A 26617-nucleotide genomic window follows, 5' to 3' on the forward strand; every position below is an offset into this window, starting at 1 on the left:
CAAGGTATTCAAAAGCCTAGGCGTTATTTCCGAAGCTGAAGAAATGCATCTCCTACCATCAGTAAAAGATGCATTTTGTTCAATCAGTGCCGGAAGTGCCGCATACCGGTCATGACCATCGCAAGACCAGCCTCATCAGCCGCTTTGATCACATCATCGTCGCGCATGGACCCACCCGGCTGAATGACCGCCGTGGCACCCGCTTCGGCGGCAGACAGCAATCCATCGGCGAACGGGAAGAAAGCATCTGAAGCCACGACACAGCCTTTGGTAAGTGGCTCGGACAATCCGGCAGTTTCCGTCGCATCCAAGGCCTTTCGGGCAGCAATCCGAGCCGAATCCACACGGCTCATCTGACCAGCCCCGACGCCAACTGTTGCGCCATCCTTGGCATAGACGATTGCATTGGATTTGACGTGCTTGGCAACCCGGAAGGCGAACTTGAGATCCTGCATTTCCTGATCACTTGGCGCCCGCTTGGTCACGACTTTCAGATCAAGATCATCGACAACGCCATTGTCGCGTGATTGGACCAGCAGACCCCCAGCCACGGATTTCACGAAAAGCCCCTTGGCCCGGGCGTCGGCGAGGCCACCGGTCACCAGAAGCCGAAGGTTTTTCTTCGAGGCAATGATTTCGCGGGCGGCCTCATCGGCATCAGGTGCGATGATGACTTCGGTGAAGATCTTGACGATCTCCTCAGCCGCCGCAGCATCCAGTTTTTGGTTCAAAGCAACGATGCCGCCAAAGGCAGAAACCGGGTCACAGCGGAGCGCTTTTTCGTAAGCGTCTTTAAGGCTGCCGCCTTCAGCAACACCGCAGGGATTGGCGTGCTTGATGATCGCAACTGCGCTCGTGCGCGCCGGGTCGAACTCGCTGACCAGCTCAAAAGCCGCATCGGTGTCGTTGATGTTGTTGTAGGAGAGGGTCTTACCCTGCAACTGCGTTGCGGTTGCCACGCCCGGCCGCTTTTCGCCCGTTTTATAGAAGCCAGCGGTTTGGTGGGGGTTCTCGCCGTAACGCATGACTTCCGAGAGCGCACCGCCGACAGCCCGGTGGGCCGGTGTTGCCTCATCCAACTGATCTGCCATCCAGTTTGAAACGGCGGCATCATAGGCGGCCGTGCGCGCAAATGCCTTTAGGGCCAGTTTCTTCCGCAAGTCGAGCGGTGCCTTGCCGCCATTGGTGTCCAACGCCTCAATAACAGAGCTATAGTCGGCCGGGTCTGTTACCACGGTGACATAGGCATGGTTCTTCGCGGCGGCCCGTGTCATGGCAGGCCCGCCAATATCGATGTTTTCAATCCCCGTTCCATAGTCCGCACCGGACGCAATCACCTCTTCGAACGGATAAAGATTGCCGCAAAAAAGATCGATGCCGGTGATGCCATGATCGGCCATCGCCTTTTGATGATCTTCATCATCCCGGATCGAAAGAAGACCGCCATGCACACTTGGATGAAGCGTTTTCACGCGGCCATCCATGATTTCCGGGAAATTTGTAACTTCAGAGATATCAAGAACGGTCAGTCCGGCATCTTTCAAAGCCTTATAGGATCCGCCTGTCGACACCAGCTCAACGCCGCGGTCCGCCAACGCCTTTGCGAAGTCGACAAGACCGGTTTTGTCAAAGACAGACAAAAGGGCACGTTTGACAGGGACGAATTCTGGAACGGGTACGGCTTTGGACACGATGGCCATGAAGACTGCCTCTCAGCTGGAACGGGGCGGGAAAACGTGGCGCCCCCTAACACGTCTGACTGGAAAGCGGAAGGTTTCAGATCATCCTGGGGAATAAAGTCAGTCCAAAGACGTATCGTCTGCTGCTTCCTCAGCGTCTTCGATTGCGTCCGCGGGCGGATCTTCGAGCGGCAGTTCTTCCGTCTCATCGAAATCGCTGGTTCCGCGCCGGCTCAGTTTGGCCGTGGCTGTTCGCCGGAATTGCCACCCGACAGAGGGCGCTGCCTCCAACGGACCGGAGATGACAATCTGCTCGGACTTCCTATGACCATAAACATCTGAAAGATAAATGCTTTCCTCCAGGGCAATCTCAATACCAGGCGCCTCGAATTCCCACGCTTCGCCGTCACGGCATACCAGCAACAAAGCAGATCCAGCCCGGATCAAGGATGCCTTGATCGCCGGATGAAGATGGAAGCGGATGGTATAGAGCGTATCCGGATCGACAGAGTCGACAGCCTGGAACGTATCGATGCCGTCGAGAACGGTTCCGTCGGCCGACAACCGCAAATCCCGCTGATGCAGGACGTTGAATTCCGCCGTATAGCCGTCGTGAGAGGCAATTACGCGGCAGCCCGCAGCATCATCTTCCCTAGAGACGTCAATCTCCCGCGGCCCGGACAGGATCGGGGCACCGAGCAAATGGCCGAAGGGTTTTTCAGAAAGAAATCGGCAAGAGGAGGTTTCGTCGACCGACGCGGTCGAATGCGCCGCCGTGGACCGGCTCACTTTGCGCCAGACCGGGTTCGATTTTGACGAAACCCCGCAATTGACCACCATCCGATGAGCGCCGGTAGAAAACTCGAACGACAAACATCCGGCGTGGGCATTACCGGAGAGGGCAATTTCCGGCGCAGGGCCCGTGTCGACCAAAACCACCGATGATCCGCCGCTCAAGCGTTGATATCCTGAGTGCGGTGCATTGGTCGGCGGTGCCCCGCGGGCATCATCGTAAGCGAGGATGGTTGCGACCAGATCGCTCGGCGTAGAGCCCATGCCATTGAAGTGGGCAAGCGCTCCATCGCCATGGCGGAAGAACTTCATCAGCGGCATCATCCGGTCAACCGACTGGACCATGGCCGCCGGGACTTCGAGTCCCTGCGCCACAAAGGCCTGACGCACAGGCAAAAGATCGGCAAGGATGTCGATCAAGGCCCGCGGATTTCTTGAGATATGCCCCCCATCTGGCAAGATCTGTCGTGACAGCTCCTGATCGAGCCGGCGAATGCTTTGACGCGCAAAACGGCCTTGTCCCGCCATGGAAATACAGGCTGATGCGATAGCGAGCGCTGCATGAAGCCGCTCAACCCCATCTTCGGTCTCATTGATCGTCTGACGGAGATACTGCACCTGGCGCGCCAGAGACTTGATGAAGGTCCGGTAGAAACTGTGATCACCGTCTTGCAGGATGAACGGAGAGTGCGCAAGCCAGGACAAGATACGCCGCGTGACAATGGGCGCTTCCCACCCGATCGGATGCCAGCGGCCACAATACTTGATCCAATCCTCCGCCAGAGCACGGGCATTCTGCCGCGCGATCTGGCTGTCGGCTGCCCGCAGATCCCTCAGCCATCCAAAGGCATGAAGTTCGCGCTGCCAGTCTTCATGCACCGCCTGAAGCTCAAACGGAGACCGGCCTTGTGTCTCAACGAGATGACCAGAGAATAGAAAACGCCCGCCATAAATATCGGCTGCGTTTGTTGCATCGGCCGTTCTGAGATCTTGTGGGGCAATCAGCAAGCGCTCGGGCACGGCCGAAAATGGCTGCAAGCGGGAGATTGGTCCGCCATGCATCCATTTCCGGGTCCGTTGCCAGATATACAGCGCCACCAGGCCCCAAATGCGCCCGCGCTCAGAAAGGGTGGCATTGCTCACCGGACCATCTCCAACATCGATGGTCTATGCGTGTCTATAACGATCTCCATTCAAGCTGCCGGCCCCATCGTTCCAGCTCAGCCGTTAAGGTTAGCAAATCATTTATAGAATCATGACAGTTGAAGAGTTTATTCCGCGTTAAGAGATCCTGAACCGCGCGGCGAAAAAACCATCCATGCCGAAAAGCCCGGTTTCGGGGCCTGCAGACTGATCCGGCCGGCAGCGAAGATATCCCTCTGGCGTGACACTTTCGGCAAGGCCGCCAATTTCATTTGCGTCGACCGGCACCAACGCCACGCGCTCCTTGTTCCGCTCCAAAAACGCCTCTGCCTGGCCTTCGCCCTCGGCCCGCTCCAAGGAACAGGTGCAATAGACCAGAACGCCGCCCGGCTTGAGCCAAGACATGACGCGGTCCAGGAGAGCTGTCTGAATTTCGCTCAGCTTTTCAATGTCGTAAGGCTTCTTGATCCAGGGCACATCGGGATGACGCCGGATGGTCCCTGTTGCGCTGCATGGCGCATCGAGCAGGATCGCGTCAAACAATGCCTCCGGTTCATACTCCCGCAAATCGGCTGTAACGGTCGTCACAGATAGTCCAAGACGGGTCATGTTTTCCGCAAGCCGTTTAAGCCTGGCCTTTGAAATATCGATGGCCGTTACATCGGCACCGCTGGCTGCTAGCTGTGCTGTTTTTCCACCGGGCGCTGCGCAGAGGTCGGCAACCTGCTTGCCCGAGATATCGCCCAGGAGTTTGGCCGGAAGGGAAGCAGCGGCATCTTGCACCCACCAAGCACCCTCTTCGAACCCTTCCAGTGCATCTACGGCACCTTTTTTGGTGAGCCGAACACTGCCAGCGCCGACAACGACACCATCGAGCTTTTCCGCCCATGCTGCTGGATCGGCTTTCACAGTCAAATCAAGCGCGGCCTCACTCTCATGCGCCTTTGCGATTGCGCGTGCACCTTCCTCGCCATAAGCCTCCTGCCAACTTTCCCAAAGCCAATCCGGAGTGTTGAGCCGGGGGGCATCGAGATCTGACGTGATCTCGTCCCGCTCGCGCCCAAGACGGCGCAGGACACCATTGACCAGGCCTTTGTAAGGCCGGGCCCGGCGATCCATGGAGGCATGATCAACGGCGAGCGACACGGCAGCGCGGTCGGGAATGTCCAAAAACTGCATCTGCGCGACGGCGACATGGAGAATGTCGAGCACCCGCCCAGTTTTTTCCGGAATATCGCGATCCAGCAACCGGCCCAGGATTTCCGCAATTTCACCGCGGTGACGGAGGGCGGCCCCCGCGATGGCGCGCACCAGGGCCCGATCATTGGCGGCCAAGGCCCGGAAACCGGAATGTCCGGATGCCATATCAAGCTCGCCATCCAAGGGACGCTTCTTGTGCACCACATTTCCCAGGATATCGGCGGCGACTTTGCGAGCCGCAAAACCTGGTTTTTCTGACCTTTCAGCCAGAGTACCGTTCGAAGGCTTGTTGTTTTTTTTAGGTGACTTGCTCACGAGATCGTCCTGATGGGCAGACCCGCACACTTCAGCGGGTGTCAAAATCAAGCGCCGCAGTCCGGGCTTCCGGCTGCGGCGCGTTGACGATCATTCTAGATCCAACCCCGGCTGACGCCAAGGTGTTTTCAAAGTTTAGCCCCACGGGCCCTTTGGGCGGGGCGGCTCCTCATAAGACCGGCCACCAGTCGTGCCGCCCCATGGGCCTGATTGCGGAGCGCGGGATTGAGCAAATGTCCCGCGTCCTGCGGTGCCCAATCCGGTTTCCGACAATTTGCGCAGCTCATCAATCCGGTTCTGGGTGTTCGGGTGCGTGGAGAACAGGTTGTCCATGCGCTCGCCGGACAGCGGGTTCATGATGAACATGTGCGCCGTCGCCGGATTGGCCTCAGCATCCGGATTGTGAATCCGCTCTACACCGCCGGATATTTTCGCCAAGGCAGACGCCAGCCACATCGGTTCACCACAGATCTGCGCGCCCATGCGATCCGCGGCATATTCGCGGGTCCGGGAAATCGCCATTTGCACGATCATCGCTGCCATCGGCGCAACGATCATCATCAAGATAACGCCGACAAAGCCCAGGGGATTGTTGCGATTGCCCCCGAAGAGAAAGGCAAAGTTCGCAAGCATCGAGATCGCACCGGCAATGGTCGCCGTGATCGTCATGATCAAGGTGTCGTGGTTCTTCACATGCGCCAGCTCGTGCGCCATCACACCGGCCACCTCTTCCTTGCTGAGCATGTCCAGCAAGCCTGTGGTTGCAGCAACGGCTGCATTTTCCGGGTTCCGCCCGGTCGCAAAGGCGTTCGGCTGCGGGTTGTTGATGATATAGACCTTCGGCATGGGCAAATCGGCATTTTGCGCCAATTGACGGACCATGCCGTAATACTCGGGCGCCGAGCGCTCATCGACTTCCTGTGCATGGTGCATGCGCAGGACCATCTTGTCCGAATTCCAGTAGCTGAACACGTTCATCGCGGCCGCAATCGCGAGCGCGATCAACATGCCCGACTGACCGCCGATCATGAACCCAAGGCCCATGAAGAGCGCCGTCATACCTGCAAGCAACATGGCTGTGCGAACGTAATTCATCGATGCCTTATCCGTTTCCGTTTGAAGCTGCGGACGAAAGTCGCCGCAATCTTTTCTCAACGTTCAAGATGGGGATGCCTGCCATTCTTGGCAAGTTTGTCCTATATAACGCGAAAGTTTTGAAATCTGGCTGACAGCGGAAACCATGACCGACACGAAAGATACGGAAACGGCGCAATTCACGGCAACCGAAGTGCCCTCCCTGAAGACAGACGTGGCCGAAGTTCCAAAACGCAAATTCGAGGATCTGCCGCCTGCGGCCCAGCGCGCCCTTAAAGAAGCCCAAGACCGGCGCAAGGAAATCGACGCCAAACACAACGCCATGGCACCGGAGGTTGACGGCCGAGGCGGCCTGGAGCCAACGCGTTATGATGATTGGGAAATCAAGGGGCTGACGGTCGACTTTTAGGTGTCATCCTTCGCCAGCTTCCGCACTTCCGCTGCAATCGCCTTGGCCAGATCCTTTTGCGGTTCGGCTGCCAAATGAACCGCATCCACGTCGCTCACGGACACAACGCTACCCGTATCGAAAAAGGTAACGCCGTAGGTTTCCGCCAGCGTCTCATAGACGCCCGCCAGCAGCTTGGACTGGGCCACACTGTGGTCTTCTGAGAAAAGGCCGGCATATTCCTTGCCCGTAAAATCCCCAAGCGGCGGCGGCGACATCAAAAGTACTTTTGGGGCGCGACCTTCGACATCATCGGTCGCTTGCGTGGCGGCGAACAGCAGCCGGCCCATCGCAAGACCGATCGCATCAGCGCTCATCTGAAACCGGTCCTGGAGATCATTCGTTCCGAGCATGATGATCAGGATGTCGATTGGCATGTGCGTCTTTCGTACGGTTGCCAAGTGCTCAAGACCGTTTTTATCGCCGCGGGCAGGGTCTTCGAAAACAGTTGTCCGCCCGTTTACGCCCTCTTCGATGACATAATAGTCAGAGCCAAGTTCCTTTTGCAGGAGGCGTGTCCAGCGCTCGTCGTGGCCGTAACGGGCCTTTGTTCCCGGCACAAACCCCCAAGTGAGCGAATCACCGAAACAAACGACGGAGAGGGGGGTTTTTCCCGACATATTAAATCCATAGACCCGCGTGTGAAATCCAAGCCTCGGACCCTAGTGGATCCTTTAAAGTGTGGCAATCGCATGGATATTGGCGGCGATATTCTGCTTGGTTAATAAGAGATTTACCAAGGTCGGGATAGGGTCGAGCAAACGTTTTGCGTAACGACTGCCGGATCTTAAATGACTGCCAGCCAGACCACCTACAAGCGCGGCGCCGCGCTGCCGGGTTCCAACCCTTTCCAACGCCTTGCCGACTTGCTTGACGGGCAAACTCCGGGCTTCGATCCGATAATGATGACGATCGGTGAGCCCCAGCATCCGATACCCGATTTCACGGCAGACGTGCTGGCGGAAAACATGGCCGATTTCCGCCGCTATCCGCCGATTAACGGCACACCGGAGTTCCGCAGCACGATCGCGGACTGGCTCGACAAGCGCTATGGCCTGAATGGCGCCATTGACCCGGATTTTGGCGTCCTGCCGCTGAATGGCTCCCGTGAAGGCCTGTCGTTCGGCGCAATTGCCGCCCGCGATCAACTGGACAAGGGACTGGATCATCCGGCTGTCATTCTGCCGAACCCTTTCTATCAGACCTACGCGGCCGCAGCTCATGTCGCAGATGGCGAGACCGTTCTTCTGGATGCGGTTTCTGAGCACCAGTTCCTGCCGGACCTGGACGGCCTGGAACCGGCGCTTCTGGACCGGACTGTCGCCTTTTACGTTGCGTCCCCGACCAATCCGGAAGGCTCGGTCGCGACGCTGGAATACTGGCAGAAACTGATCGGCTTGGCCCGCAAGCACCGCTTCATGATCTTCGCAGACGAGTGCTATTCGGAAATCTACCGGACAACCCCGCCCCCGGGCGTTCTGGAAGCCGCGCATCGCATGGGCACGGATTTTTCCAATATCGTTGTTTTGAATTCCCTGTCGAAGCGCTCCAATCTTGCCGGGCTGCGGTGCGGATTTGCAGCCGGCGATCCTGTTTTCCTGAAGAAATGGGCAAAATTCCGCGGTCTCGCAGCGCCACAAGTGCCCTTGCCGGCGCAGGCCGTCGCGGTCCGCGCCTATCGCGACGAAGCCCATGTTGAGGAAAACCGACGGCTTTATAACGAGAAATATGAAGCCGCAGAGCGCCTCCTTGGTCCAATCCTCGGCCCTGTAACAACCGAGGCTGGGTTCTTTCTCTGGCTCAATGTCGGAAAGTGGGGAGACGGTGTTTCCGTCACACAGGCCCTTTGGCGCGACACAGGCGTGAAGGTCTTGCCGGGCAGCTATCTGGCATCTGATCAATCAGATTGCAGCAATCCGGGCCGGAATTACATCCGCGCGGGGTTGGTGGCGCCCCTTACGCAGACGGAGATCGCTCTTGAGCGTGTGGCAAACTGGTTGGGAGACAAGGCATGAGACGGGCCAGTGCAGTGCGCGGATCGGGCCGCCGGTCCGCAGTCGATCTTCTGGACACGGAAAGTCCGGCCAAGCGTTTTTTAAGACGGAACCTGACCGGCGCGGCTGGCCTCGGGATCATCTCTATTGCGGCAGCCCTCGCAGCCGCCCTTGCCACCTGGTCTGTGAATGATCCGAGCCTGAACCATGCGACGGGTGGACCTGTGCGCAATGCGCTCGGCGCTCCAGGCGCGATCGTCGCCGACGTCTTGATGCAGACGATTGGCCTTGCGACGGCTGTTTTTCTCGTTCCCCTGGTGTTATGGGGCTGGCGGCTCTTGACCGGCCATGCCCTCGGCATCGGCCGCAAGCGTCTCTTTTATTGGATTCTCGGATCCGGGCTTTCGGCTGGCGCGCTGGCGGCGCTTCCCGTCCCGCAAAGCTGGCCGTTGCCGACAGGCCTTGGCGGGTTCTTGGGAGACATGATCCACGGTGTCCCGGCCATTTTAACCAGCAACCTGACGAGCGGCGCTGCGACAATCATTGGCGGCCTTGGACTCGGCGTTCCAGCCGGTCTTCTCCTTCTTGCGTCTGCTGGCTGGCTGGGCCGCGCAGGTGAACCTGTTGAGCATATCGAGCCACGCAGGACCCCGGCCGGACATGGCAAATCCATCGAAGACGATCTCGGCCTTGATGATGAGGAGGAAGGCGAAAGCCGCTTGTCTCTGATGGCGACGGCTTTTGCGGGACAAGTCAGCCACATCGGCCTTTTAGCGGTGACACAGGTCCGCCGGATGACCGGCTTGAAACGCGCGCCCGTCCATGAAGACGATGAGGACTGGGACGGTATCGACGAGCACGATGACTACGAGCCGGAAGAACCTGCTCAGAAGAGCCGTCTGCAATCGTTCCGCCGAGCACTCACAGGCCGTTTGATGCCGGAAGACGATGACGGTCTGGACGAATTCTACGAGCGCGGTCATATGACTGAGCCCGACACCCATGATCTGGATGATCCCTTTGGCGAGGACGGCGAAGACTTCGGCCCGGACGATTTCCTGATCGACAAGGGCCCGGTCTCTGGCGAGCCGCTGCCAGGTGAAACACCAAGGCCGGTTGGTATTGCAGCCCCAGAACCAGCTCCAGCACCATCCGGGCGAGCAGCTGCTCAACCCGTACCGACCGGCCGTGTCATTCCACCGGCTCCAAAACCGAAACAAAGCAAACGCGCGATCGAGGAAGCGCAGCCCTCTTTCCTCGGTACCCAGGAAGAGTACGAATTGCCGCCGCTGCGCCTGCTTGCAGAAGCCAAGGCCGCCGGCAAGGTTCCAGGTCTTTCTGCGGATGCTCTGGAACAAAATGCCCGTATTCTGGAAGGGGTTCTGGAAGACTTCGGTGTACGCGGCGAAATCATTGAAGTGCGCCCGGGCCCGGTTGTCACACTCTACGAACTCGAACCCGCACCCGGTATCAAGTCGTCCCGAGTTATTGGTCTGGCAGATGACATTGCCCGTTCCATGAGTGCTATTTCTGCCCGTGTTGCGGTCATCCCCGGCAAGAATGCCATTGGCATCGAATTGCCGAATGCGCGCCGCGAAACCGTTTACCTGCGCGAAATGCTCGCCGCTCAGGATTTTGAAAAATCGAAATCCAAGCTGGCACTTGGCCTTGGAAAGACGATCAACGGTGAAGGTGTCGTTGCCGATCTGGCCCGCATGCCGCACTTGCTCGTTGCCGGTACGACCGGGTCGGGTAAGTCGGTCGCCATCAACACCATGATCCTGTCGCTGCTGTACCGGCTGACACCGGATCAGTGCAAGATGATCATGATCGATCCGAAAATGCTGGAATTGTCGATCTATGACGGTATTCCGCATCTTCTGACCCCGGTTGTGACCGACCCGAAAAAGGCCGTTGTTGCGCTGAAGTGGACCGTCCGCGAGATGGAGGACCGCTATAAGAAGATGTCCAAGATGGGCGTCCGCAACATCGACGGCTACAACACCCGGATCAAGCAGGCCCTGGAAAAGGGCGAGGAGATGACCCGCACCGTCCAGACCGGATTTGATCGGGATACGGGAGAGCCGATCTACGAGGAAGAACAGCTGCCGCTGGAGACGATGCCGTATATCGTCGTCATCGTCGATGAAATGGCCGACCTGATGATGGTGGCCGGCAAGGACATTGAAGGCGCGATCCAGCGCCTTGCGCAGATGGCCCGTGCCGCAGGTATCCACTTGATCATGGCAACGCAGCGTCCGTCCGTCGATGTCATCACGGGCACCATCAAGGCGAACTTCCCGACCCGGATTTCCTTCCAGGTCACATCGAAGATCGACAGCCGGACAATTCTGGGCGAAATGGGCGCGGAACAGCTGCTCGGTATGGGTGACATGCTGTTTATGGCCGGTGGCGGCCGGATCCAGCGTGTTCACGGGCCTTTCGTCTCTGATGACGAAGTGGAGGAAGTCGTCAAACACCTCAAGGTTCAGGGTACGCCGCAATATCTGGAAGCTGTGACGGAAGAAGATGAATCTGCCGACAGTCCTTATGATGGCGGCGCGGCCTCCGGCAGCGGAGACAGCAACGATCTTTATGACCGGGCCGTTGCAATTGTTCTGAAAGACAAGAAAGCTTCTACTTCCTATGTCCAACGGCGTCTCTCGATCGGCTACAACCGGGCCGCGTCGCTTATTGAGCGCATGGAGCAGGAAGGCTTGATCAGCGCGGCCAACCATGCCGGTAAACGCGAAATTCTGGTGCAAAATGGGTTGGATGAGGATTTCTGATCCTCGTTCGCCCAAGGTTTGCCATAGACACTTCCTAGTTAAGATGAAACGGTTGAACCTAGCACCAGATTAGGACTTTGAATCATGCTGACTCGCTTCGTTTCCCGCATCGCCAAGTCAACAATCCGGCCGGTCGTCGCTCTGGCAATGGCCGCTGCCATGACCCTGCCGGCTCTGGCCTTGAGCGATCAGGAGCAGCAGACCCTTCAGGATCTGAACGCGTATTTCAACTCCGTGAAGACCATGCACGGCGACTTCATCCAGTTTGGTCCGGACGGGAGCCAGTCGGATGGGAAGTTCTATATGGCGCGCCCCGGCAAGGTCCGGTTCTATTACAACAAGCCTTCCGTTCTGGACATTGTGGCCGACGGCAAGTCGGTATCGGTGCGGGACCGCAAGCTGAACACGCAGGATATCTGGCCGCTTGGACAAACGCCGTTGCGCTTTCTTCTGTCTGATTCCATTGATCTCCAACAAGACACCAACGTGACGAATGTGCTCGTGGAAGAAGATCTCGTCACAGTGACGATTTTCGACAAGACCAAGTTCAACTCCGGAACCCTGACCCTGATCTTTGACGCAAAAGACTATGCGCTCAAGCAATGGACCGTGACTGATCAGCAGGGATACGATACGTCGGTAGCCGTCTATAATGTTGTCTCGAACGGTCCGACCAATCCGGATCTTTTCAAGATCGACTACCTGGCAAATTCACGCCAGTAACTCGAACAAAGCGCAGTCCTATAGGACAATGGATAAAACGCCGTCCCTTCCTTTGGTCCGCAGGATCTTTGCCGACTACTGCGACCGGCATGGCTTGTCGCTCATTTGTGACGAAGGATCAGGGCAGGCGGGCTATATAGAGCTTGCCGACGGACGCCGCCGCTTCTTTCGCGGAACCCACTTCGATCTCAACCCGCTCGGCGCTGCCGAAATCGCAGACGACAAGGCTTACACACTCGGCTTTTTGGAACGGGACGGCTTCACTGTCCCGGATAGCATCCTCGTTCATGGCTCTGACGTCTTGGCAAGCCTGCGGGTTCAAAAGCCCGGGATTGCCGAGAAGATGCACTCGGCCGAGGACGCACTGCAGTTCGCTGTAACTGTCGGATATCCGGTTTTTGTCAAACCGAACAGCGGACAGGAGGGAGAGGATGTGGTGCGCCTGGACAAACAGGCAGACCTTCAGCGCACCCTGACCGATCTCCTAATGCGGCATTCTTCACTTCTCATCCAAAAAGCCGTCGAAGGTGCAGATCTCAGGATCATGGTTCTGGATGGAAAGGTTTTACTGGCACTGGACCGCCAACCAGTTCAGGTGGAAGGAGACGGCAAACGGACCGTCGAACAACTTGCCATCGGTGTCGCCGGCCTGAATTTCCGCGATCCGCGTGTTGAACCTGAAATCACACGGCAAGGTCTTGGCCCCGCGTCCATTCCGGACAAAGGCCAGATAGTCGAGCTTTTGCCGAATAAGAATTTGTCCGCCGGAGCAAAAGCCAAGGATATCACGAACAGCGTTGCGGATGATCTGAAAGAGACCGCAGTTTCGATCTGCGGTAGCCTTGGTTTGCGCTATGCAGGCATCGACTTGATCGCAGAAAACCCTGAAAAGACTGGAAGCCGTTACGCGGTTCTGGAGGTCAATGTAGCGCCCGGGCTCAACCGATATGCCGCCCAAGGCGCGGAAGAACTTGCGAAGGTAACAAGGGTTTATGAGCGCGTCCTCGACGCGCTCACAGGCAAAAGCCCTCAGTAGTCGCCGAGCTTGATGTCCCGGGAATACTCGCCGTCGACTTCTTTCGTGACAGCCTGACCGCAGATGGTTTCACCCTTGGTCGCGTCATAGGTCAAGGACGGGGACCCGCTGAGTTCCCAGCCCTTGTTGAGCGCTTCGGTGACCCGGTGGCAGAACTCGCTGCTGTCGACATTGGTGATGAAGCGATAAAGTTTCATGCGGTACTCTCTGAATTGTCTACGAGCGGGCCGCAATGGCGTCTGCAATCGCAATCACCCGCTTGCCCATGTCCGCATGTAGCCGTTCGACCATCTTTCCGTCCACCTGAATTGCGCCTTTCGATGCATTTTCAGGAAGATCGAATATCTCGTTGATTTTGCGCGCCCAGGCCACTTCGTCCTCAGTCGGGCTGAACGCCGCGTGGCAAGACCCGATCTGTTTCGGATGGATCAGGGTTTTTCCGTCCATGCCCATTTCAGCGCCCTGCGCACATTCTGCTGCAAAGCCTTCCTCGTCCTGGAATGCGTTGTAGACGCCATCTAGGATGTCGATGCCACCAGCCCGCGCAGCCGCGACACAGGTCATCAGCCACGGCATCATGACCGCCCGGCCCGGCGCCAACCGCGCGCGTGTTTCCTTGGCCAGATCATTGGTGCCCATGACAAAGCAGGACAGGCGGACTTCCGGATCCCGCCCGCAGGCGCCAATCGCACCGGCATTGAGCATGGCTTCTGGCGTTTCCATCATCGCCCAAAGCTGGATTGAGCTCGACGCGCCATGCATCGACAAAAGATGCGCGACTTTTTGCAGATCAGCCGGGCCATTCACCTTGGGAACGAGGATCGCATCCGGATTTGCTTTGACGGCAGCCTTCAGATCGTCATCGCCCCAGACAGTGTCCAGACCATTGATCCGGATGACCACTTCCCGCTCGCCATATCCGCCTTCCGAGACCGCAGTCACGATCTGCTGACGCGCTGTTTCTTTTGCATCTGGCGCCACTGCATCTTCGAGATCCAGAAGCAGGCAGTCCACATCAAGGGTTTTCGCTTTTTCGAGCGCGCGGGCATTGGACCCCGGCATGTACAGGGCGGAGCGGCGGGGCTTGAAAGTCTCACTCATGAAAGGCGTCCGTGGTTCTTGTTGCTGCGCAGCACGCTAACGGCAACGATCAGTGGAATCCACTCGCCTTTTGGCTCACTCCGCAGCGGTACCCGGCGCGGATTTCTGAAAGGGCAGATTGAGCGGCCAGAGCGTGGGCTCCGAATTGAAACCTTCCTTTCGCCCCCTTGATTTGGGCAGATGAAATCATGATTTCCGGAAAAATAAACGACCATCAGGCTATTTTGATTCAAGTCCTTGATCACCGAACGCCTTTTGGACATGTTGGGCGTCTCTTCTGTTCCTTATCTCCGGAGATTTCATGAGCAAGACGGAAATCAAGGCTCTCGGGCTGGATGACGCCCATCAGCTTGCCCCGCTCATTGCCGAAAATGCGCAGGCCTTGAAGCGCGGCGCACCGCGCCGGCCTGATGAGTTCTATGCCGAACGGATCCTCGGCGACAAAACCGCAGAGGTACTTGGCGCGTTCAACGGCGATGCGCTGATCGGGTTTGCAGTCTATTTCGACTTGCCGGAACTGATCACAGGCCTCCGGATCGGCCAGCTGGACGATATTTATGTCCACCCGGACCATCGCAATCAGGGTATTGGCCGGAAACTCATCGAAACACTGGTGAGTGAAGGTCAAAGCCGTGGCTGGCTGCACTTACGCTGGATAGTTCCGGGTAAGAATACGCCTGCGGTCGCACTTTATGAAAAGATCGCAGAACCAGATCACCGCAAAAGCTACGTCATTCCGATCGACCGGATTGCCGGCGACTGATCCATCGGCCTCAGGATCCCGCCTGAAACAGGGGTGGGATCCGGCCAAGCGTGACAAATCCCATTCGCATCAGACCGTTGTCGATCAAAAGCGGTATCTCAATCGCGGGATCACCGTGATGGTCCGTTCCAGTCGGTTGAAGACTGGATAGCAGGCTTTCTACAATGCTGAATTCATTGCTGTTCGGCGGAAAGAGTGGCCGGATGGAGTTCAGCATGTCGCCGGGTTGAACGAGGGTAAGCGTCAATGTGCCGGACAAAGCCCCGGCCCCGTCCACAGTCAGATCGCCCCTGCCGCCAAAACGGCTCGCGCCTAGCGCAACTTCAGCCAGGACCAATCGCACTGGCAATTCGCCGCCATTTGCCAGCACAAGCGAGCGCAGGTCGGCACCAGACAACAACGGTGCGCCATTGAGGACCTGTAGATGCATCCGTGCATCCACCGGATTGGTCAGGGACGGCAGCTGTTCCACCATCAAGCCATCAATGGAGAAAAACCCATCGACTGCACCGGTCGTCTCTGGCGATGGACGCAAATGAAATTCAGCCTTTTCGGACACGACTCGTGCTTCGGCGGCAGGGTTTTGAACTCTCAAAGCCGGCTTGGTAACAACGACATCGACCTTACCGAGCGCTTCGGTGGAGTATCTGGCGCTGGCTCGAGCTGTTTCCCAGGTCAAATCACCGGAAACACCTGCCAAGGGCAAAGACACGGCTGCCGGTGTTGCGGCCTCCAGAATGACATGCCAGGGATTGTAGACCAGTGCGACTGCGGTCAGACCGCCCATGGCACCTTCGCTGCCGGACAAATCACGTGACTTCAGATCATCACAGCGAATCTCGTAGCGCCATGGATAGCCGCCAATTGTCAGGTCAGTGCACGTGACTTCTGTGCCTTGCTCGGAGAAGCGGCCGAATTGCATGTCCAGCTGATCGGCCAGAACAGTGCGTCCGTAAGCCCAGGCTCCGGACCAACCGGCAACCACGATGACGATGACCCCGATCAGAACAAGGTACTTACGTTTGCTTGGTGTTTTTCCGGCGGCAGTATCAGAAGACACGAATGAATTCTCCTTCAGACATCAAACAAATCGCGGCAGCATTGAAACGACCGGCAACGCTTGGTATCCCGGCATGTCCGTAACCACATGGCTTGAGACCGGGCGGCAGCGAAGAGACAGGATGATATGAGCGATTTTTGGGTGTTTGGCTACGGGTCATTGATGTGGAACCCGGGATTTGACCACTTGCATGCCGAACCTGCCCTTCTGCACGGCGCCCATCGGTCCTTATGCGTTTATTCGTGGGTCCACCGGGGCACTGAAGCCCGGCCTGGGCTTGTCTTCGGACTCGACAATGGCGGCACCTGTCGGGGCATGGCCTATCAGGTCGCAACGGAGAACTGGCCGACAACGCTCGAATACCTTCGCGCCCGCGAGCAAACGACCATGGTCTACAAGGAGCACTGGCACAACATCTCTCTGGACAGTGGCCGGAAGGTGGAAGCCCTGGTTTACATGGTCGATCATGACCATCCGCAATATGCAGGTGCCTTGCCCCTGGAGAAACAGCTCGAAATCGTCAACGGCGCCGTCGGGAAATCCGGACCGAACCCGGAGTACGTCATCAACACGGCGGCTCACCTCGATGAGATGCAGATCACCGATACCGGGCTGACTTGGCTCGCCGAACAGTTAAAAACTGTCACGAAACGTTAGGGTCAGGCACCTGTCGAGGCTGGAATGTTTTTCAAAACCGGCGACGGGTTATCGGCGGAGCGGGCTTCCTCGATCAGGCGATTGCTGGCGGTTTCGATCTTTTCGATCATTGTGTCGTAGAGCTCTTGCGCTTCCAAACCCGGCAGGATTGGCGGCAAGATCTCGACAATGACCGTTCCAGGGTGAACCATGAAGGATGCCCGCGGCCAATAAACGCCCGCGTTATGCGCGATAGGGACAACAGGGCACTCCAGGTTCTTGTAAAGATGCGCAATCCCGAACTTGTATTTGGGCTCCGCACCGGCGGGACGGCGCGTGCCTTCCGGGAAAATCAGAATCTGGCGTTTATCTGCAATCTTTTCCTTCGCGGCTTCCATCATAGCAGCGAGTGCTTCGGAGCGTTTGCCGCGATTGATCGGGATCTGATCGAACTTCATTGTGTACCAGCCGAAGAAAGGCAGCCAGTTGAGTTCACGCTTCAGGATGAATGCCGGCCTTGGAAACAACGGAATAAGACCCACGGTTTCCCATGCGGACTGGTGTTTCATCGCCGCGATGTAACCAACACTCGGCAGGTTTTCCCGGCCGCGGATCTCCACATTGAGTCCCGCCACATATTTCATCAGAAGGATCAACGATTTGGACCAGACATGCGGGATCCACCAGCCCCATTTGCGGGGCAACAGGAGAACCGGCAGATACAACAGCATCTGAATCAGCGTGACTGAGTAGAACAGGATCTGAAAAACCGTTGAGCGCAGTACGAGCATGGGACCTGTGAAGCTTGCAAGGATCAACTGCCGCTGAAACGCCGCAGATAAGAGCTCAGCTCATGCTGCGCACGGCAATACGAAGTCGTGCGACGGTATACTTCACATATTCGCGGATGAGAAGACGGATCGTGGCGGGCTTGGTGTGCCAGGCCTCAAGTTGAAGATCCTTTGCAAAGACCGGGTAGCCGATCAGCGTCACATCGGGCAGCGCACCGGACAGTTCTGCAGTTGCGCGTGGCAAATGATACGCGCTTGTGACCACAAGGAGAGAATCAAACCCGTTCTTGCGAACCCAGTTTGCAGTCTCGGTCGCGTTGCCAGCCGTGTTCAACGCAACCCGGTCCAGCTCCACGCTGCCTTCTTCCAGCGGTTTCGCAGATGCGGTGACGACAGCAATCTGTTTCCGCGTAGTTCCAGGATGCACGCCCGAAATGAGAAGGCGTCCGGCATGGCCTTCCTCGAGCAATCGGACGGCCTCGCTGACACGTTCCTGACCACCGGTCAAAACCACGATCGCATCAGCCTGCGGGCTCAAAGGAACGGTTGCCGTTGAGACCCTGTTGGCAAAGTTCGCAAATTGGATCGTTGTTCCAACGACGAAAACGGTGACACACGCCACAAGAAACGTTCGCAAAGCGAAACGTCGTTTTTCCCGTGCATCTTCCGTCACAGAGGCGCAAGAAGCGGAACTCCCCGGCGCATGTCCGCCAGGGTCGAGCCGGGTGACCGGCAGGGTTGTCCCGTTTTTGCCGCCCGCATCAATCGCGGGATCTGCCTGTGTCATAAGGAGACCGTAGAAGATGATTCGGCCAATTTCGCGGCATTTTCATGCAAAAATCAATCCACTTTTGCCAAATGTGCCTTCACCGCGAGACCGGATGTCAATGCCGTCAGCACGGCGACCAGAAACACAACACCAAAGACGCCAAAGTAGCCCGGCAGACTCACAGATACTGTCCCAAATAGGGCGGAGAGCTGGTCGGAACCAGCCTGTCCAGTTCCCTGGCGGGTCATCATATCCAAAAGCACAAAGCAAGCGATCGACGCCAGGCCGCCCGAAACGCCACCCTTTAGGCCCAGCACAAGGAAGTGCCGCTGGAATTCCCGGGCAATGAAGGTGTCTTCTGCGCCGACAAAATGGAGCACGGAGACAACGTCCTTGTTTCCAGCCATCGCTGCCTGCGTTGCAAAGACAACACTGAGGACCATGGATCCCAAGACAAGAAGCATGATCGCAAATCCACCAGCAACGACTGTTCCAGCCATCGCAGATAGTCTGGATGTCCAGACCGAATGGTCATCTACGCTCGCGCCCGTCACATTCTGGCGGATGGTCGCCCGGAGTTGCTCAAGATTCAAAAGGGATGGATCTGCAATGGTAATCTGAATAAGCCGCGGCACCGGCAAGCCGTCGAGCTGCAGACCATCGCCAAGCCACGGCTCCAAGAGTGCCTTTGTTTCGGAATCTGAAAGCGCGCGCACGCTATCAATTCCGGAGAACTCTTGTGCAAGCGCAACAGCCTTGTCGATCTCGCGCAGCATATCGACGCCTTCTGTCGGGCGGATCTGGATCGTGATCTCGCGCACGAGATCGTTTTGCCACGCGTCGGCGGCATCCCAGACGATCGATACCGCACCAACCGTCAGGCAAGCGAGGAAACTCATAATCGCAACAACGAGCGTCAGCGCGCGCCCTGCCACCGACTGCGGTGGTACAATCGCTGCGGATGGACGGAGTTTTGCGGCATCGCCTTTTGGGGCCGATTTCGATTTCGGCGCGGGCTTACGGGCAGGTTTCTTGGGCCGGCCCGTCTTCCGCTGCGGCCGGACTGAGATTTCCGGAGCTTTTTTGCCGTCTTGGTTTTTGGACCCTGCCATTGCCAGCCTAATCGAAAATGGTAAGGCGACCCTCGGCAAGAACCATCCGCCGGGCATCCACCTGTTCCAAGAGTGCAATATCATGCGTTGCAATGACAACGGACGTTCCAAGTTTGTTGAGTTCGATAAAAAGGCGCAATAGACGCCGGGCAAGGGGCGGGTCAACGTTGCCGGTCGGCTCATCCGCCAGCAGGACTTCCGGACGGGTGATCAAAGCGCGGGCAATCGCGGCGCGCTGCTTCTCTCCGCCGGACAAGACTGGCGGTAAAACATGCATTCTGTCGCCAAGCCCAACCCATTTCAGCAGGTCGATCACATCGGAGCGATATTCAGCTTCGTCCTTTCCGGCGACCCGAAGTGGCAAGGCAACATTTTCGTAAGTCGTCAGATGATCCAGCAAGCGGAAGTCCTGAAACACTACCCCAACCTTGCGCCGGAGGGCTGGCAGTTCCTGCTTGCTGATCACACTCATGTCGCGGCCAAACACGTTGATCAGCCCGCGCGTCGGGCGCAAGGACATGAACAGCAGCCTGATCAAACTTGTTTTCCCGGCACCTGACGGCCCGGTCAAAAACTGAAAGGATTGCGGCTCGATCTGAAATGTGAGGTCCTGCAGGATCTCCGGACCCATGCCATATCTTAATCCGACATTTTCGAAACGGATCACGCCCGCGACTCCTGTTGATGGGCTGCACGCTAACCGCGCGCCGTTAACGAAGCATTAAACATATAAAGGTCCACTATGCGGTGGAAAGTCCGTGATCGAACGCACTGGCCGTTGTCCAATATTTCATGCCGGAATCCACGCTGATCGATTACACTGTGACACAGTTTGAAGATGCCATGGCGAAAGGTCTTCTCAGATGAAGATCACCTGTCCGGACTGCAATACCTCCTACGGAATTAAACCTGAAGCCCTTGGGCCAGAAGGTCGCAGTGTGAAATGCGCCAAGTGCGGCAACCGGTGGTTCGTGTCTCCCAAAGATGAAGACAAGGACACGGCCGCATTCGAAGCGGATGCCGCGGAAGACGATAGCCCCGGCAAACCGGCGGCTGACAAGAAAACAGACACCGCCAAGGACGAAGAAGATTGGGCCGCCGATGCTGATGCTGGCGTAGACGATCAGGATGACTTTGCCGCAGAGGACGACCCAGGGCCGGTTGCGGACGTCAAGCCACCGAAAAAGGACACATCGCCGTCCAAGGCTGAGGCCAGCTCTCAAAAATCAGCCGCAGAAGCGGCACCAGACGCCGATCCCAAATCCGCAGATATCGAGACGCTGGCAAAGCGGCCCAAGATCATAGTCAATCCGGACAAGTTCCGGACAAACAGAATTGGCGCAATCATTGATTGGCTCTTGCGGCGGAACTACCGCCGTATTGGGGGCGTATTGCTGCTCGGCGGAGCGCTTGCCATGACTGTAATGCTGGTTTTGATGCGCGATACGTTGGTCAAACAATCCCCGGACCTTGCGAGCCTGTACAGCATGGTCGGCCTGGATGTGAACTTGCGCGGATTGGAATTCAGAAATCTCAGAACATTTATGGAAGTAGAAGACGGGCGGCGTGTTCTTGTAGTAGAAGGCTCCATTCGAAACCTACAGAAAGAAAGAAACAGCGTCCCCGCGGTCCGGTTGTCCATACGAAGCGCAGACTTTCAGGAGGTTTATGCCTGGACCGTCGAACCCCGAACCAAAAACCTGAACGCCCTTGATGAAACCCGGTTCAGAACCATTTTGGCGGATCCGCCGGACGGGGCTTCCGACATTCAGGTGCGGTTCGTAGATCGCGACCAGCGCAATATTGTTCTCGAGTGACCATGACAGCCAACATTTTCACGCTTTATGACGAAGACACCATTGCAGAGCGGGTCGCCTCGCTCGCGGGGGAGATCACCAAAGCCGATCCGGACCGCTTGCTGGTGGTCGCCGTTTTGAAGGGAAGTTTTATCTTCGCAGCCGATTTGGTGCGCGCCATGCACCGTGTGGGTCTTGAACCAGAGATGGAGTTCATCCATCTATCTTCTTATGGAGCTGGCACCGAAAGCCAGGACATCCGCATATTGCGCGATGTCGAAAGTGACGTTAACGGCCGGGACATAATTCTCGTGGATGATATCCTGGAATCCGGCCGGACACTGGCGTTTGCGAAAGATCGATTGATCAATCGGGGCGCCAAATCGGTACAGATCGCAGCCTTGCTGGACAAGCCTGAGCGCCGCAAAGCTGCCATATCTGCTGATTACGTTGGCTTTACCTGTCCTGATAAGTTTGTCGTCGGATACGGTATGGATATGGGGCACGCCTGGAGGCAATTGCCCTTCATTGGTTACGTGATTCCGCCAGAGGCGGAGGCAACGGACGACAAGACGGGAGAGTGAGCATGGCTCGCATTCTTCTTACAGAAGATGATGAAGCAGTGCGCAGCTTCGTGAAAAGAGCGCTGGAACTCGACGGCCACACTGTGGACCCGGCGGAGGACGGCGGCGAAGCTGTGGAGATCCTGACCAGAGAAAAGGGCAGCTACGACCTGCTCCTTTCCGACATCAAAATGCCTGTGATGGATGGGATCGCATTGGCGCTTCACACAGCGCGAGACTACCCAAACCTCCCAATTCTCCTGATGACAGGCTTTGCAGACCAGCGGGAGCGCGCCAGCGGGCTCGATGCTCTCGTGCATGACGTGGTCACAAAGCCGTTTTCTCTTGCAGATATTCGCGCTGCGGTTCGTGGTGCAATCTCGGGTGTGCAGCCACAGGCGAACCGCCGTTACGCCTAAACGTTTACAGCAGTGATCGAATAAAAAACCCCGCCAGGAGCGGGGTTTTTTGTGCTTTACTATATACCGAACTCAAGTCAGTACCGCTTCAACAGGCGCTCAAGGTATTCCAGCTCAAGCTGCGGGCGGGAGGGATCTGAGAACCGCCGGCGCAGTTCTTCGAGAATCCGCCGGGCCCGCTGAACATCAATCTCGTCAGGGATCTGAACACGATTATTGAAGTCAGGCCCCTCGGTTCGGCGCGGACGGCCGAGCGGATCCTCGTCCATCGGCGACGGTCCGCTTGGATTTCCAGCTCCTTCGCCCTGGCCCATCATTTGTTCCGTCATGCCTTGCGCGCCGCGCCGCAAAGCATCCAGCGCATCACCCTGCTGACCGAGCGCTTGTTGTCCCTGACCTTCGCCGAGCGACTCCTGGGCTTGTCCCATGGATTCACCCGCCTCACCGAGCGCCTGGTTCTGACCCATGCCATTCTGGTTCATCTGCTCCATGAGTTCCTGGAGCTTTTGAGCCAATTCGCCCTGGCCCTGCTGAAGCTGATCCAGCATCTGCTGTAGTTGCTCTTGCGTGAGCTGTTGCTGCTGCCCTTGTTGTTGCTGACCCTGCTGACCGGGCTGGCGCTCACCCTGACGCTGTTGCTGCTGGTCCTGATTGAACTGATGGGTGTCGTCCATGAGCTGCTGCTGGCGTTGGATCATCTCGCCAAGCTCATTGAGCATCTCCATCATTTCGCTGGACATGTTGTTTGGCATCATCTGCGGCCGACCGGCCTGCAGATTTTCCAGCATTTGCTGCATTTGAGCCAAAAGTTCACGGGCAGCATCCCGTGACCCGGTGCGGGCGAGTTCTTCAATGCGGTCCAGCATCTCGCTCAAGTCCTGCTGGCTGAGGGACTGCTGGTCACCGTTGAAGGGCTGCATGGCTTGCGGATTGCGCTGCATTTGTTCGGCGAGCGCTTGCATATACTCGCTCAGCGCCTGACGCAGTTCCTGGGTAAGCCGCGCGATTTCCTCGTCACTCGCCCCTTCTTCCAACGCCTTGCGCAACGCCTCCTGTGCCTCGCGCAGCTTCCGCTCTGCCATCGAAAGATCGCCGTCCTCGATGGACAGCGCCAGATCCCACAACAACGGCAGAAGCGCTTTGAGCTCTTCTTCCGTATTCGCCTTGATCAATTGGCGATAGGCGAAGTCCATTCCGAGATAGGTGCGCGCCTGGACGTCGAAGACATCCGGGGCCAGCATCAGGGCGTCAAACGACGTGATTACCGTCGGATGGTTTTGCGCATCCAGAGCCAGATTGCGCCGCTGTTCCACAACTGCACGCGCAAGCGGTTTGCTGAACCGGCGTTGCGGCAACGTGATCCGGTAGTGTGGTGAGATGCCTTCTTGTCCGGCCTGATCACGCGCCAGAAGGTTCAAATCCACTTCAGACCCGGCCCAGGGGTGAGATGTCAGATCCCTGATTGTTTCGCCTGTTTTCGCAGTCCCAGCCTGCGGAGGCAGGGAAAGCGGAAAAATAGGGGCATCCACCAACGGGCGCGGCACATGACCGTCAACCCGGTTGGGATCCGGCAACGGCGTGATACGGGCTTCGGCCGAAACGACGCCGTAGTCGTCGTTGACGAGATAAGAAAACTTCAGCGCCCCGCTCAACTGCTCTTCCGGGTCGTCCGTCAGGCGGATAACCGGAGCATCATCCGGGCGGACGGCAAAGACAAAGGTGAGGAACGGATCGTTACCAGACTTCAGATCGACAATACCGGTCGTCTCAAGCGTCAACCGGCGTTCTTCTGGAAGCAGCATCCCCGCCTGCGCACTCGACTGAGGCCCATCCGTTGCGGGATCAATGACTTCAGGTTCGCCCTCAGCCCCTTCCGAGAAGGTCATTACAAGCTCTTTCGCACCTTGTGTGCGAACAACGAGAACAGAGCCTTCCGGGACCGAGATAGGGGCGCCCGGCTCTCTCAACTGCGCGCTTTCACCAGTCAGATAGATTGGTGGCTCGCTGGTATAGAGCGGCGGCGTCACCCAGGCATCCAAGCGGCTGGGCGGTTCAACGGTCGTAAACGGATTGCGGAACGCAGACCCCAAGCGTTCATTCAATTGCGGCCCGGCTGCAAAAAAGCCTATCAGAACAAGGCACACCGCGACAACGCGAATGGCGAGAGGGTCACGGCGGTAGGCTTTGGGCTGCGGGCCTTTGGAGCGGATGTCGGCCAGCGCCTGTGCCGTGCGCCGCTGATGCAGCATCCAGATTGCTTCACTCTGGCGATCGCCGGCACCGACTGACAGTTCATCCTCAAGCGTGGTCAGCGGTCGGTGACCATATTCAGAGGATTGTTCAACCCGGGTCAAAGCTTCGCCGCGGGTCGGCCAGGAGATCTTAAACAGATCACGGGACACCCAAATGGCGGCCCCCAGGAACAGGACAACACCAATCGGCCCCATCCAGACCGGCAGGACCAGCCATAGTCCAAGCCAAGAGACACCGACAAACAAAACAACGACGATCAACAGAGGGAACAGGGCCCGCCAGCAACGCTCGGCAAACAGCGCCCATGTGCTGTGCCGAACAAGACGGTTCAGCCGTGACCGGATCAGGGCAGGCCAGCCAGCATGTTCCACGGACTCGTTCCGGATGGGATCCGGCTTGTCGTCATTGGTGTGCAAAGGCACCTCCAGATGCTCACAGAAGCAAGGCCGCCGGATAGCGTCCTGCTGCTCCTAGCTTTTGTCCACCCTTATAAGAGTGAGGCATCAGGGGCGCTCCGGCAAGTTGCTGAAACAACTAATTGCCGGAGAATTATGTCAAGAAGTCTTGAGCCAATCGGGAATTTTGTCGAGATCGAGCAGTTCTTCGTAGCTCGGTCGCGGACGTATGACCGCGAATTGATCAGCGTTTACGAGCACTTCCGGCACCAAAAGGCGTGAATTGTATGTGCTCGACTGCACCGATCCATAAGCCCCTGCAGAATAGACAGCCAGCATGTCACCGGCATTTACCTTGGGTATATCCCGGTTCTGGGCCAGAAAATCGCCGGTTTCACAGACCGGACCGACAACATCTGCCGTGAATCGATCAGCATCCACATCCGGCTCCGAAACCGGGCGGACCTCGTGATAGGCTTCGTAAAGGGTCGGCCGGATCAGGTCATTCATGCCTGCATCGACAATAACGAAGTTCTTGTCGGCACCTTCCTTCACATAGATGACCTGTGTGACAAGGATCCCGGCATTGCCCGCGATCATACGGCCCGGCTCAAACATCACCTTGCAGTCAAGTTCGCGGACGTGCTTCTTCACGACTTCCGCATAGGCATCCGGATGCGGTGGTGGGTCGTTGTCGGTGACATATGGAATGCCCAATCCGCCACCAAGATCGACATGGTCGATGGCATGGCCCTGGCCACGCAGATCCGTGATCAACTCGCCCAAACGCGCAAAAGCGCTGTCAAATGGCTCAAGCTCGGTGATCTGCGAACCGATGTGCATGTCGATGCCGGTGACCTTCAGGCCCGGCAGGCTTGCAGCAGTTGCGTAAACCTCGCGGGCGCGCTGCCATGGGATGCCGAATTTGTTTTCCGCCTTGCCGGTCGCAATCTTCGCGTGGGTCTTTGCATCCACATCAGGGTTGATGCGCATGGAGACCCGGGCTGTCTTGCCCATCTGGGTCGCGACGCGGGAGAGCTGATGCAATTCAGGCTCGGATTCCACGTTGAAACAGAGGATGTCCTCGGTCAGCGCATAGGCCTGCTCGGTTTCCGTCTTACCGATGCCTGAGAACACGATCTTGTTCGCCGGAACACCTGCTGCCCGCGCCCTGCGCAGTTCACCTTCCGATACAACGTCCATTCCTGCGCCCAATTGGGCCAGTGTTGCCAGAACCGCCTGATTGGAGTTGGCTTTCATCGCATAGCAGACGAGCGACGGGATGTCGGCAAAGGCTGACGAAAACACCTCATAGTGCCGGGTCAGTGTCGCCGTCGAATAGACGTAGAACGGCGTTCCGACTTCCCGGGCGATTTCCTCGATGGCCACGTCCTCTGCGAACAGGACACCGCCTTTATAATCAAAATGATGCAAGGGTTTTACTCATGCAGATTTGTGTTCACTAAGTGTCTGTGATGACTGTCAGTTGCCGATCAACGGATCGAGAATAAAGCCACCGGAGCTTGCCGTCGGTGCCGGTTGTTCAGGCGTATAAACGCCTTGCGTTTCAGCTTGAACCTTCGCCGCACTCGGCTGTGCGGCGGCCGTGGGCGTGTCCAAGGCCGCTTTTCGGCCGCAACCGGTGAGCAGCAGACCAAGACATAGTCCTGTCATCGCGAAAGTCATCATGCGGCGCGTGGTCACCATTACAGCCCTTTTGGCGGAGAGTTCCTGTTGCTTTCTCC

25 protein-coding genes are annotated in these 26617 nt (G+C 57.4%); 10 read left to right on the forward strand and 15 right to left on the reverse strand.

All coding sequences use genetic code 11. The annotated features are described in order from the left end of the window. Positions 1-83: 83 nt before the first annotated feature. From purH to htpX, 4 genes are all read right to left on the reverse strand, one after another. Positions 84-1700: a bifunctional phosphoribosylaminoimidazolecarboxamide formyltransferase/IMP cyclohydrolase gene (gene purH, locus RBB44_RS19670; RefSeq protein ID WP_306149220.1), complete on the reverse strand. Its 1617-nt coding sequence runs from the start codon at positions 1698-1700 to the stop codon at positions 84-86. Between the two features lie 99 nt (positions 1701-1799). Continuing rightward, positions 1800-3614, reverse strand: a complete 1815-nt coding sequence (locus RBB44_RS19675; RefSeq protein WP_371932285.1) for a heparinase II/III family protein — start codon at positions 3612-3614, stop codon at positions 1800-1802. A 138-nt stretch (positions 3615-3752) separates the two neighbouring features. After that, the gene (gene rsmB, locus RBB44_RS19680; protein WP_306149219.1) at positions 3753-5129 is read right to left on the reverse strand and encodes a 16S rRNA (cytosine(967)-C(5))-methyltransferase RsmB; all 1377 of its coding nucleotides are present in this window, start codon (positions 5127-5129) and stop codon (positions 3753-3755) included. A 135-nt stretch (positions 5130-5264) separates the two neighbouring features. Then, a complete protein-coding gene (htpX, locus tag RBB44_RS19685) occupies positions 5265-6224 on the reverse strand; it encodes a zinc metalloprotease HtpX (protein WP_306149218.1) in 960 nt (319 codons plus the stop codon). A gap of 145 nt (positions 6225-6369) precedes the next feature. Between htpX and RBB44_RS19690 the strand changes: the two genes are divergently transcribed. After that, positions 6370-6633, forward strand: a complete 264-nt coding sequence (locus RBB44_RS19690) for a DUF1674 domain-containing protein (protein WP_306149217.1) — start codon at positions 6370-6372, stop codon at positions 6631-6633. Here the strand turns inward: RBB44_RS19690 and RBB44_RS19695 are convergent. Further along, positions 6630-7292, reverse strand: a complete 663-nt coding sequence (locus RBB44_RS19695) for an SGNH/GDSL hydrolase family protein (protein ID WP_306149216.1) — start codon at positions 7290-7292, stop codon at positions 6630-6632. The two genes, RBB44_RS19690 and RBB44_RS19695, sit on opposite strands and share 4 nt — an antisense overlap. A gap of 171 nt (positions 7293-7463) precedes the next feature. On the opposite strand from RBB44_RS19695, the gene RBB44_RS19700 reads away from it, so the two are divergent. The 4 genes from RBB44_RS19700 (at position 7464) to RBB44_RS19715 (ending at position 13214) form a co-directional block, all read left to right on the forward strand. Further along, positions 7464-8687 (forward strand): aminotransferase class I/II-fold pyridoxal phosphate-dependent enzyme, encoded by a 1224-nt coding sequence (locus tag RBB44_RS19700; RefSeq protein WP_306149215.1) that lies wholly within the window; start codon positions 7464-7466, stop codon positions 8685-8687. Further along, the gene (locus tag RBB44_RS19705) at positions 8684-11455 is read left to right on the forward strand and encodes a DNA translocase FtsK (protein ID WP_306149214.1); all 2772 of its coding nucleotides are present in this window, start codon (positions 8684-8686) and stop codon (positions 11453-11455) included. Before RBB44_RS19700 ends, RBB44_RS19705 begins: the two co-directional genes overlap by 4 nt. 84 nt (positions 11456-11539) lie before the next feature. After that, positions 11540-12178: an outer-membrane lipoprotein carrier protein LolA gene (locus tag RBB44_RS19710; RefSeq protein WP_306149213.1), complete on the forward strand. Its 639-nt coding sequence runs from the start codon at positions 11540-11542 to the stop codon at positions 12176-12178. A gap of 28 nt (positions 12179-12206) precedes the next feature. Continuing rightward, a complete protein-coding gene (locus RBB44_RS19715) occupies positions 12207-13214 on the forward strand; it encodes an ATP-grasp domain-containing protein (protein WP_306149212.1) in 1008 nt (335 codons plus the stop codon). On the opposite strand, the gene RBB44_RS19720 is transcribed toward RBB44_RS19715, so the two are convergent. Both RBB44_RS19720 and RBB44_RS19725 read right to left on the reverse strand, forming a co-directional pair. Continuing rightward, entirely contained in the window at positions 13208-13411 is a 204-nt protein-coding gene (locus RBB44_RS19720; protein WP_133952789.1) for a DUF1737 domain-containing protein, read from the reverse strand. The two genes, RBB44_RS19715 and RBB44_RS19720, sit on opposite strands and share 7 nt — an antisense overlap. Positions 13412-13430: 19 nt before the next feature. Further along, complete coding sequence (locus RBB44_RS19725) at positions 13431-14315, reverse strand: CoA ester lyase (protein ID WP_209176427.1); 885 nt, start codon at positions 14313-14315, stop codon at positions 13431-13433. A 301-nt stretch (positions 14316-14616) separates the two neighbouring features. Here RBB44_RS19725 and RBB44_RS19730 point away from each other — a divergent pair, with 301 nt between their 5' ends. Next, the gene (locus RBB44_RS19730; protein ID WP_133952787.1) at positions 14617-15078 is read left to right on the forward strand and encodes a GNAT family N-acetyltransferase; all 462 of its coding nucleotides are present in this window, start codon (positions 14617-14619) and stop codon (positions 15076-15078) included. 10 nt (positions 15079-15088) lie between these two features. On the opposite strand, the gene RBB44_RS19735 is transcribed toward RBB44_RS19730, so the two are convergent. After that, positions 15089-16138 carry a DUF2125 domain-containing protein gene (locus RBB44_RS19735; protein WP_306149211.1) on the reverse strand — a complete coding sequence of 350 codons (1050 nt, stop codon included), beginning with the start codon at positions 16136-16138 and terminating at the stop codon, positions 15089-15091. A gap of 126 nt (positions 16139-16264) precedes the next feature. Between RBB44_RS19735 and RBB44_RS19740 the strand changes: the two genes are divergently transcribed. Further along, entirely contained in the window at positions 16265-16795 is a 531-nt protein-coding gene (locus tag RBB44_RS19740) for a gamma-glutamylcyclotransferase (protein WP_306149210.1), read from the forward strand. Between the two features lie 2 nt (positions 16796-16797). On the opposite strand, the gene RBB44_RS19745 is transcribed toward RBB44_RS19740, so the two are convergent. Genes RBB44_RS19745 through ftsE form a run of 4 tightly spaced genes read right to left on the reverse strand, consistent with a single transcriptional unit; the run spans position 16798 to position 20113 of the window. After that, positions 16798-17565 (reverse strand): 1-acyl-sn-glycerol-3-phosphate acyltransferase, encoded by a 768-nt coding sequence (locus RBB44_RS19745; protein WP_306149209.1) that lies wholly within the window; start codon positions 17563-17565, stop codon positions 16798-16800. Positions 17566-17620: 55 nt separating this feature from the next. Then, positions 17621-18352: a YdcF family protein gene (locus tag RBB44_RS19750; protein ID WP_306149207.1), complete on the reverse strand. Its 732-nt coding sequence runs from the start codon at positions 18350-18352 to the stop codon at positions 17621-17623. Positions 18353-18405: 53 nt separating this feature from the next. Further along, a complete protein-coding gene (locus RBB44_RS19755) occupies positions 18406-19446 on the reverse strand; it encodes an ABC transporter permease (RefSeq protein ID WP_306149206.1) in 1041 nt (346 codons plus the stop codon). Positions 19447-19453: 7 nt separating this feature from the next. Next, the gene (gene ftsE / locus RBB44_RS19760) at positions 19454-20113 is read right to left on the reverse strand and encodes a cell division ATP-binding protein FtsE (RefSeq protein WP_133952781.1); all 660 of its coding nucleotides are present in this window, start codon (positions 20111-20113) and stop codon (positions 19454-19456) included. Positions 20114-20309: 196 nt separating this feature from the next. Here ftsE and RBB44_RS19765 point away from each other — a divergent pair, with 196 nt between their 5' ends. From RBB44_RS19765 to RBB44_RS19775, 3 genes are read left to right on the forward strand one after another with little or no spacing between them, the layout of a single operon-like run. Further along, positions 20310-21263, forward strand: coding sequence for a zinc-ribbon domain-containing protein (locus RBB44_RS19765; protein WP_306149205.1), 954 nt, complete (start codon positions 20310-20312; stop codon positions 21261-21263). Positions 21264-21265: 2 nt separating this feature from the next. Beyond that, the gene (gene hpt, locus RBB44_RS19770) at positions 21266-21826 is read left to right on the forward strand and encodes a hypoxanthine phosphoribosyltransferase (RefSeq protein ID WP_306149204.1); all 561 of its coding nucleotides are present in this window, start codon (positions 21266-21268) and stop codon (positions 21824-21826) included. A gap of 2 nt (positions 21827-21828) precedes the next feature. Continuing rightward, complete coding sequence (locus RBB44_RS19775; RefSeq protein WP_008196491.1) at positions 21829-22224, forward strand: response regulator; 396 nt, start codon at positions 21829-21831, stop codon at positions 22222-22224. A 77-nt stretch (positions 22225-22301) separates the two neighbouring features. Here the strand turns inward: RBB44_RS19775 and RBB44_RS19780 are convergent, their stop codons facing one another. From RBB44_RS19780 to RBB44_RS19790, 3 genes are all read right to left on the reverse strand, one after another. Continuing rightward, positions 22302-24893, reverse strand: a complete 2592-nt coding sequence (locus RBB44_RS19780; RefSeq protein WP_306156143.1) for a TIGR02302 family protein — start codon at positions 24891-24893, stop codon at positions 22302-22304. A gap of 138 nt (positions 24894-25031) precedes the next feature. Further along, entirely contained in the window at positions 25032-26306 is a 1275-nt protein-coding gene (gene lysA, locus RBB44_RS19785) for a diaminopimelate decarboxylase (protein WP_306149202.1), read from the reverse strand. 48 nt (positions 26307-26354) lie between these two features. Beyond that, entirely contained in the window at positions 26355-26579 is a 225-nt protein-coding gene (locus RBB44_RS19790; protein WP_306149201.1) for a hypothetical protein, read from the reverse strand. Positions 26580-26617: the final 38 nt, after the last annotated feature.

The organism is Roseibium sp. MMSF_3247, assembly GCF_030733765.1.
In the GTDB taxonomy this organism is placed as follows: domain Bacteria; phylum Pseudomonadota; class Alphaproteobacteria; order Rhizobiales; family Stappiaceae; genus Roseibium.

Excerpts from the sequence above, each read along its gene's own strand:
- purH (WP_306149220.1), bottom strand. The coding sequence starts at position 1,700 with ATGGCCATCGTGTCCAAAGCCGTACCCGTTCCAGAATTCGTCCCTGTC.
- htpX (WP_306149218.1), bottom strand. The coding sequence starts at position 6,224 with ATGAATTACGTTCGCACAGCCATGTTGCTTGCAGGTATGACGGCGCTC.
- RBB44_RS19690 (WP_306149217.1), top strand. The coding sequence starts at position 6,370 with ATGACCGACACGAAAGATACGGAAACGGCGCAATTCACGGCAACCGAA.
- RBB44_RS19695 (WP_306149216.1), bottom strand. The coding sequence starts at position 7,292 with ATGTCGGGAAAAACCCCCCTCTCCGTCGTTTGTTTCGGTGATTCGCTC.
- RBB44_RS19700 (WP_306149215.1), top strand. The coding sequence starts at position 7,464 with ATGACTGCCAGCCAGACCACCTACAAGCGCGGCGCCGCGCTGCCGGGT.
- RBB44_RS19705 (WP_306149214.1), top strand. The coding sequence starts at position 8,684 with ATGAGACGGGCCAGTGCAGTGCGCGGATCGGGCCGCCGGTCCGCAGTC.
- RBB44_RS19710 (WP_306149213.1), top strand. The coding sequence starts at position 11,540 with ATGCTGACTCGCTTCGTTTCCCGCATCGCCAAGTCAACAATCCGGCCG.
- RBB44_RS19715 (WP_306149212.1), top strand. The coding sequence starts at position 12,207 with ATGGATAAAACGCCGTCCCTTCCTTTGGTCCGCAGGATCTTTGCCGAC.
- RBB44_RS19720 (WP_133952789.1), bottom strand. The coding sequence starts at position 13,411 with ATGAAACTTTATCGCTTCATCACCAATGTCGACAGCAGCGAGTTCTGC.
- RBB44_RS19725 (WP_209176427.1), bottom strand. The coding sequence starts at position 14,315 with ATGAGTGAGACTTTCAAGCCCCGCCGCTCCGCCCTGTACATGCCGGGG.
- RBB44_RS19730 (WP_133952787.1), top strand. The coding sequence starts at position 14,617 with ATGAGCAAGACGGAAATCAAGGCTCTCGGGCTGGATGACGCCCATCAG.
- RBB44_RS19740 (WP_306149210.1), top strand. The coding sequence starts at position 16,265 with ATGAGCGATTTTTGGGTGTTTGGCTACGGGTCATTGATGTGGAACCCG.
- RBB44_RS19745 (WP_306149209.1), bottom strand. The coding sequence starts at position 17,565 with ATGCTCGTACTGCGCTCAACGGTTTTTCAGATCCTGTTCTACTCAGTC.
- RBB44_RS19750 (WP_306149207.1), bottom strand. The coding sequence starts at position 18,352 with ATGACACAGGCAGATCCCGCGATTGATGCGGGCGGCAAAAACGGGACA.
- RBB44_RS19755 (WP_306149206.1), bottom strand. The coding sequence starts at position 19,446 with ATGGCAGGGTCCAAAAACCAAGACGGCAAAAAAGCTCCGGAAATCTCA.
- RBB44_RS19765 (WP_306149205.1), top strand. The coding sequence starts at position 20,310 with ATGAAGATCACCTGTCCGGACTGCAATACCTCCTACGGAATTAAACCT.
- hpt (WP_306149204.1), top strand. The coding sequence starts at position 21,266 with ATGACAGCCAACATTTTCACGCTTTATGACGAAGACACCATTGCAGAG.
- RBB44_RS19775 (WP_008196491.1), top strand. The coding sequence starts at position 21,829 with ATGGCTCGCATTCTTCTTACAGAAGATGATGAAGCAGTGCGCAGCTTC.
- RBB44_RS19790 (WP_306149201.1), bottom strand. The coding sequence starts at position 26,579 with ATGGTGACCACGCGCCGCATGATGACTTTCGCGATGACAGGACTATGT.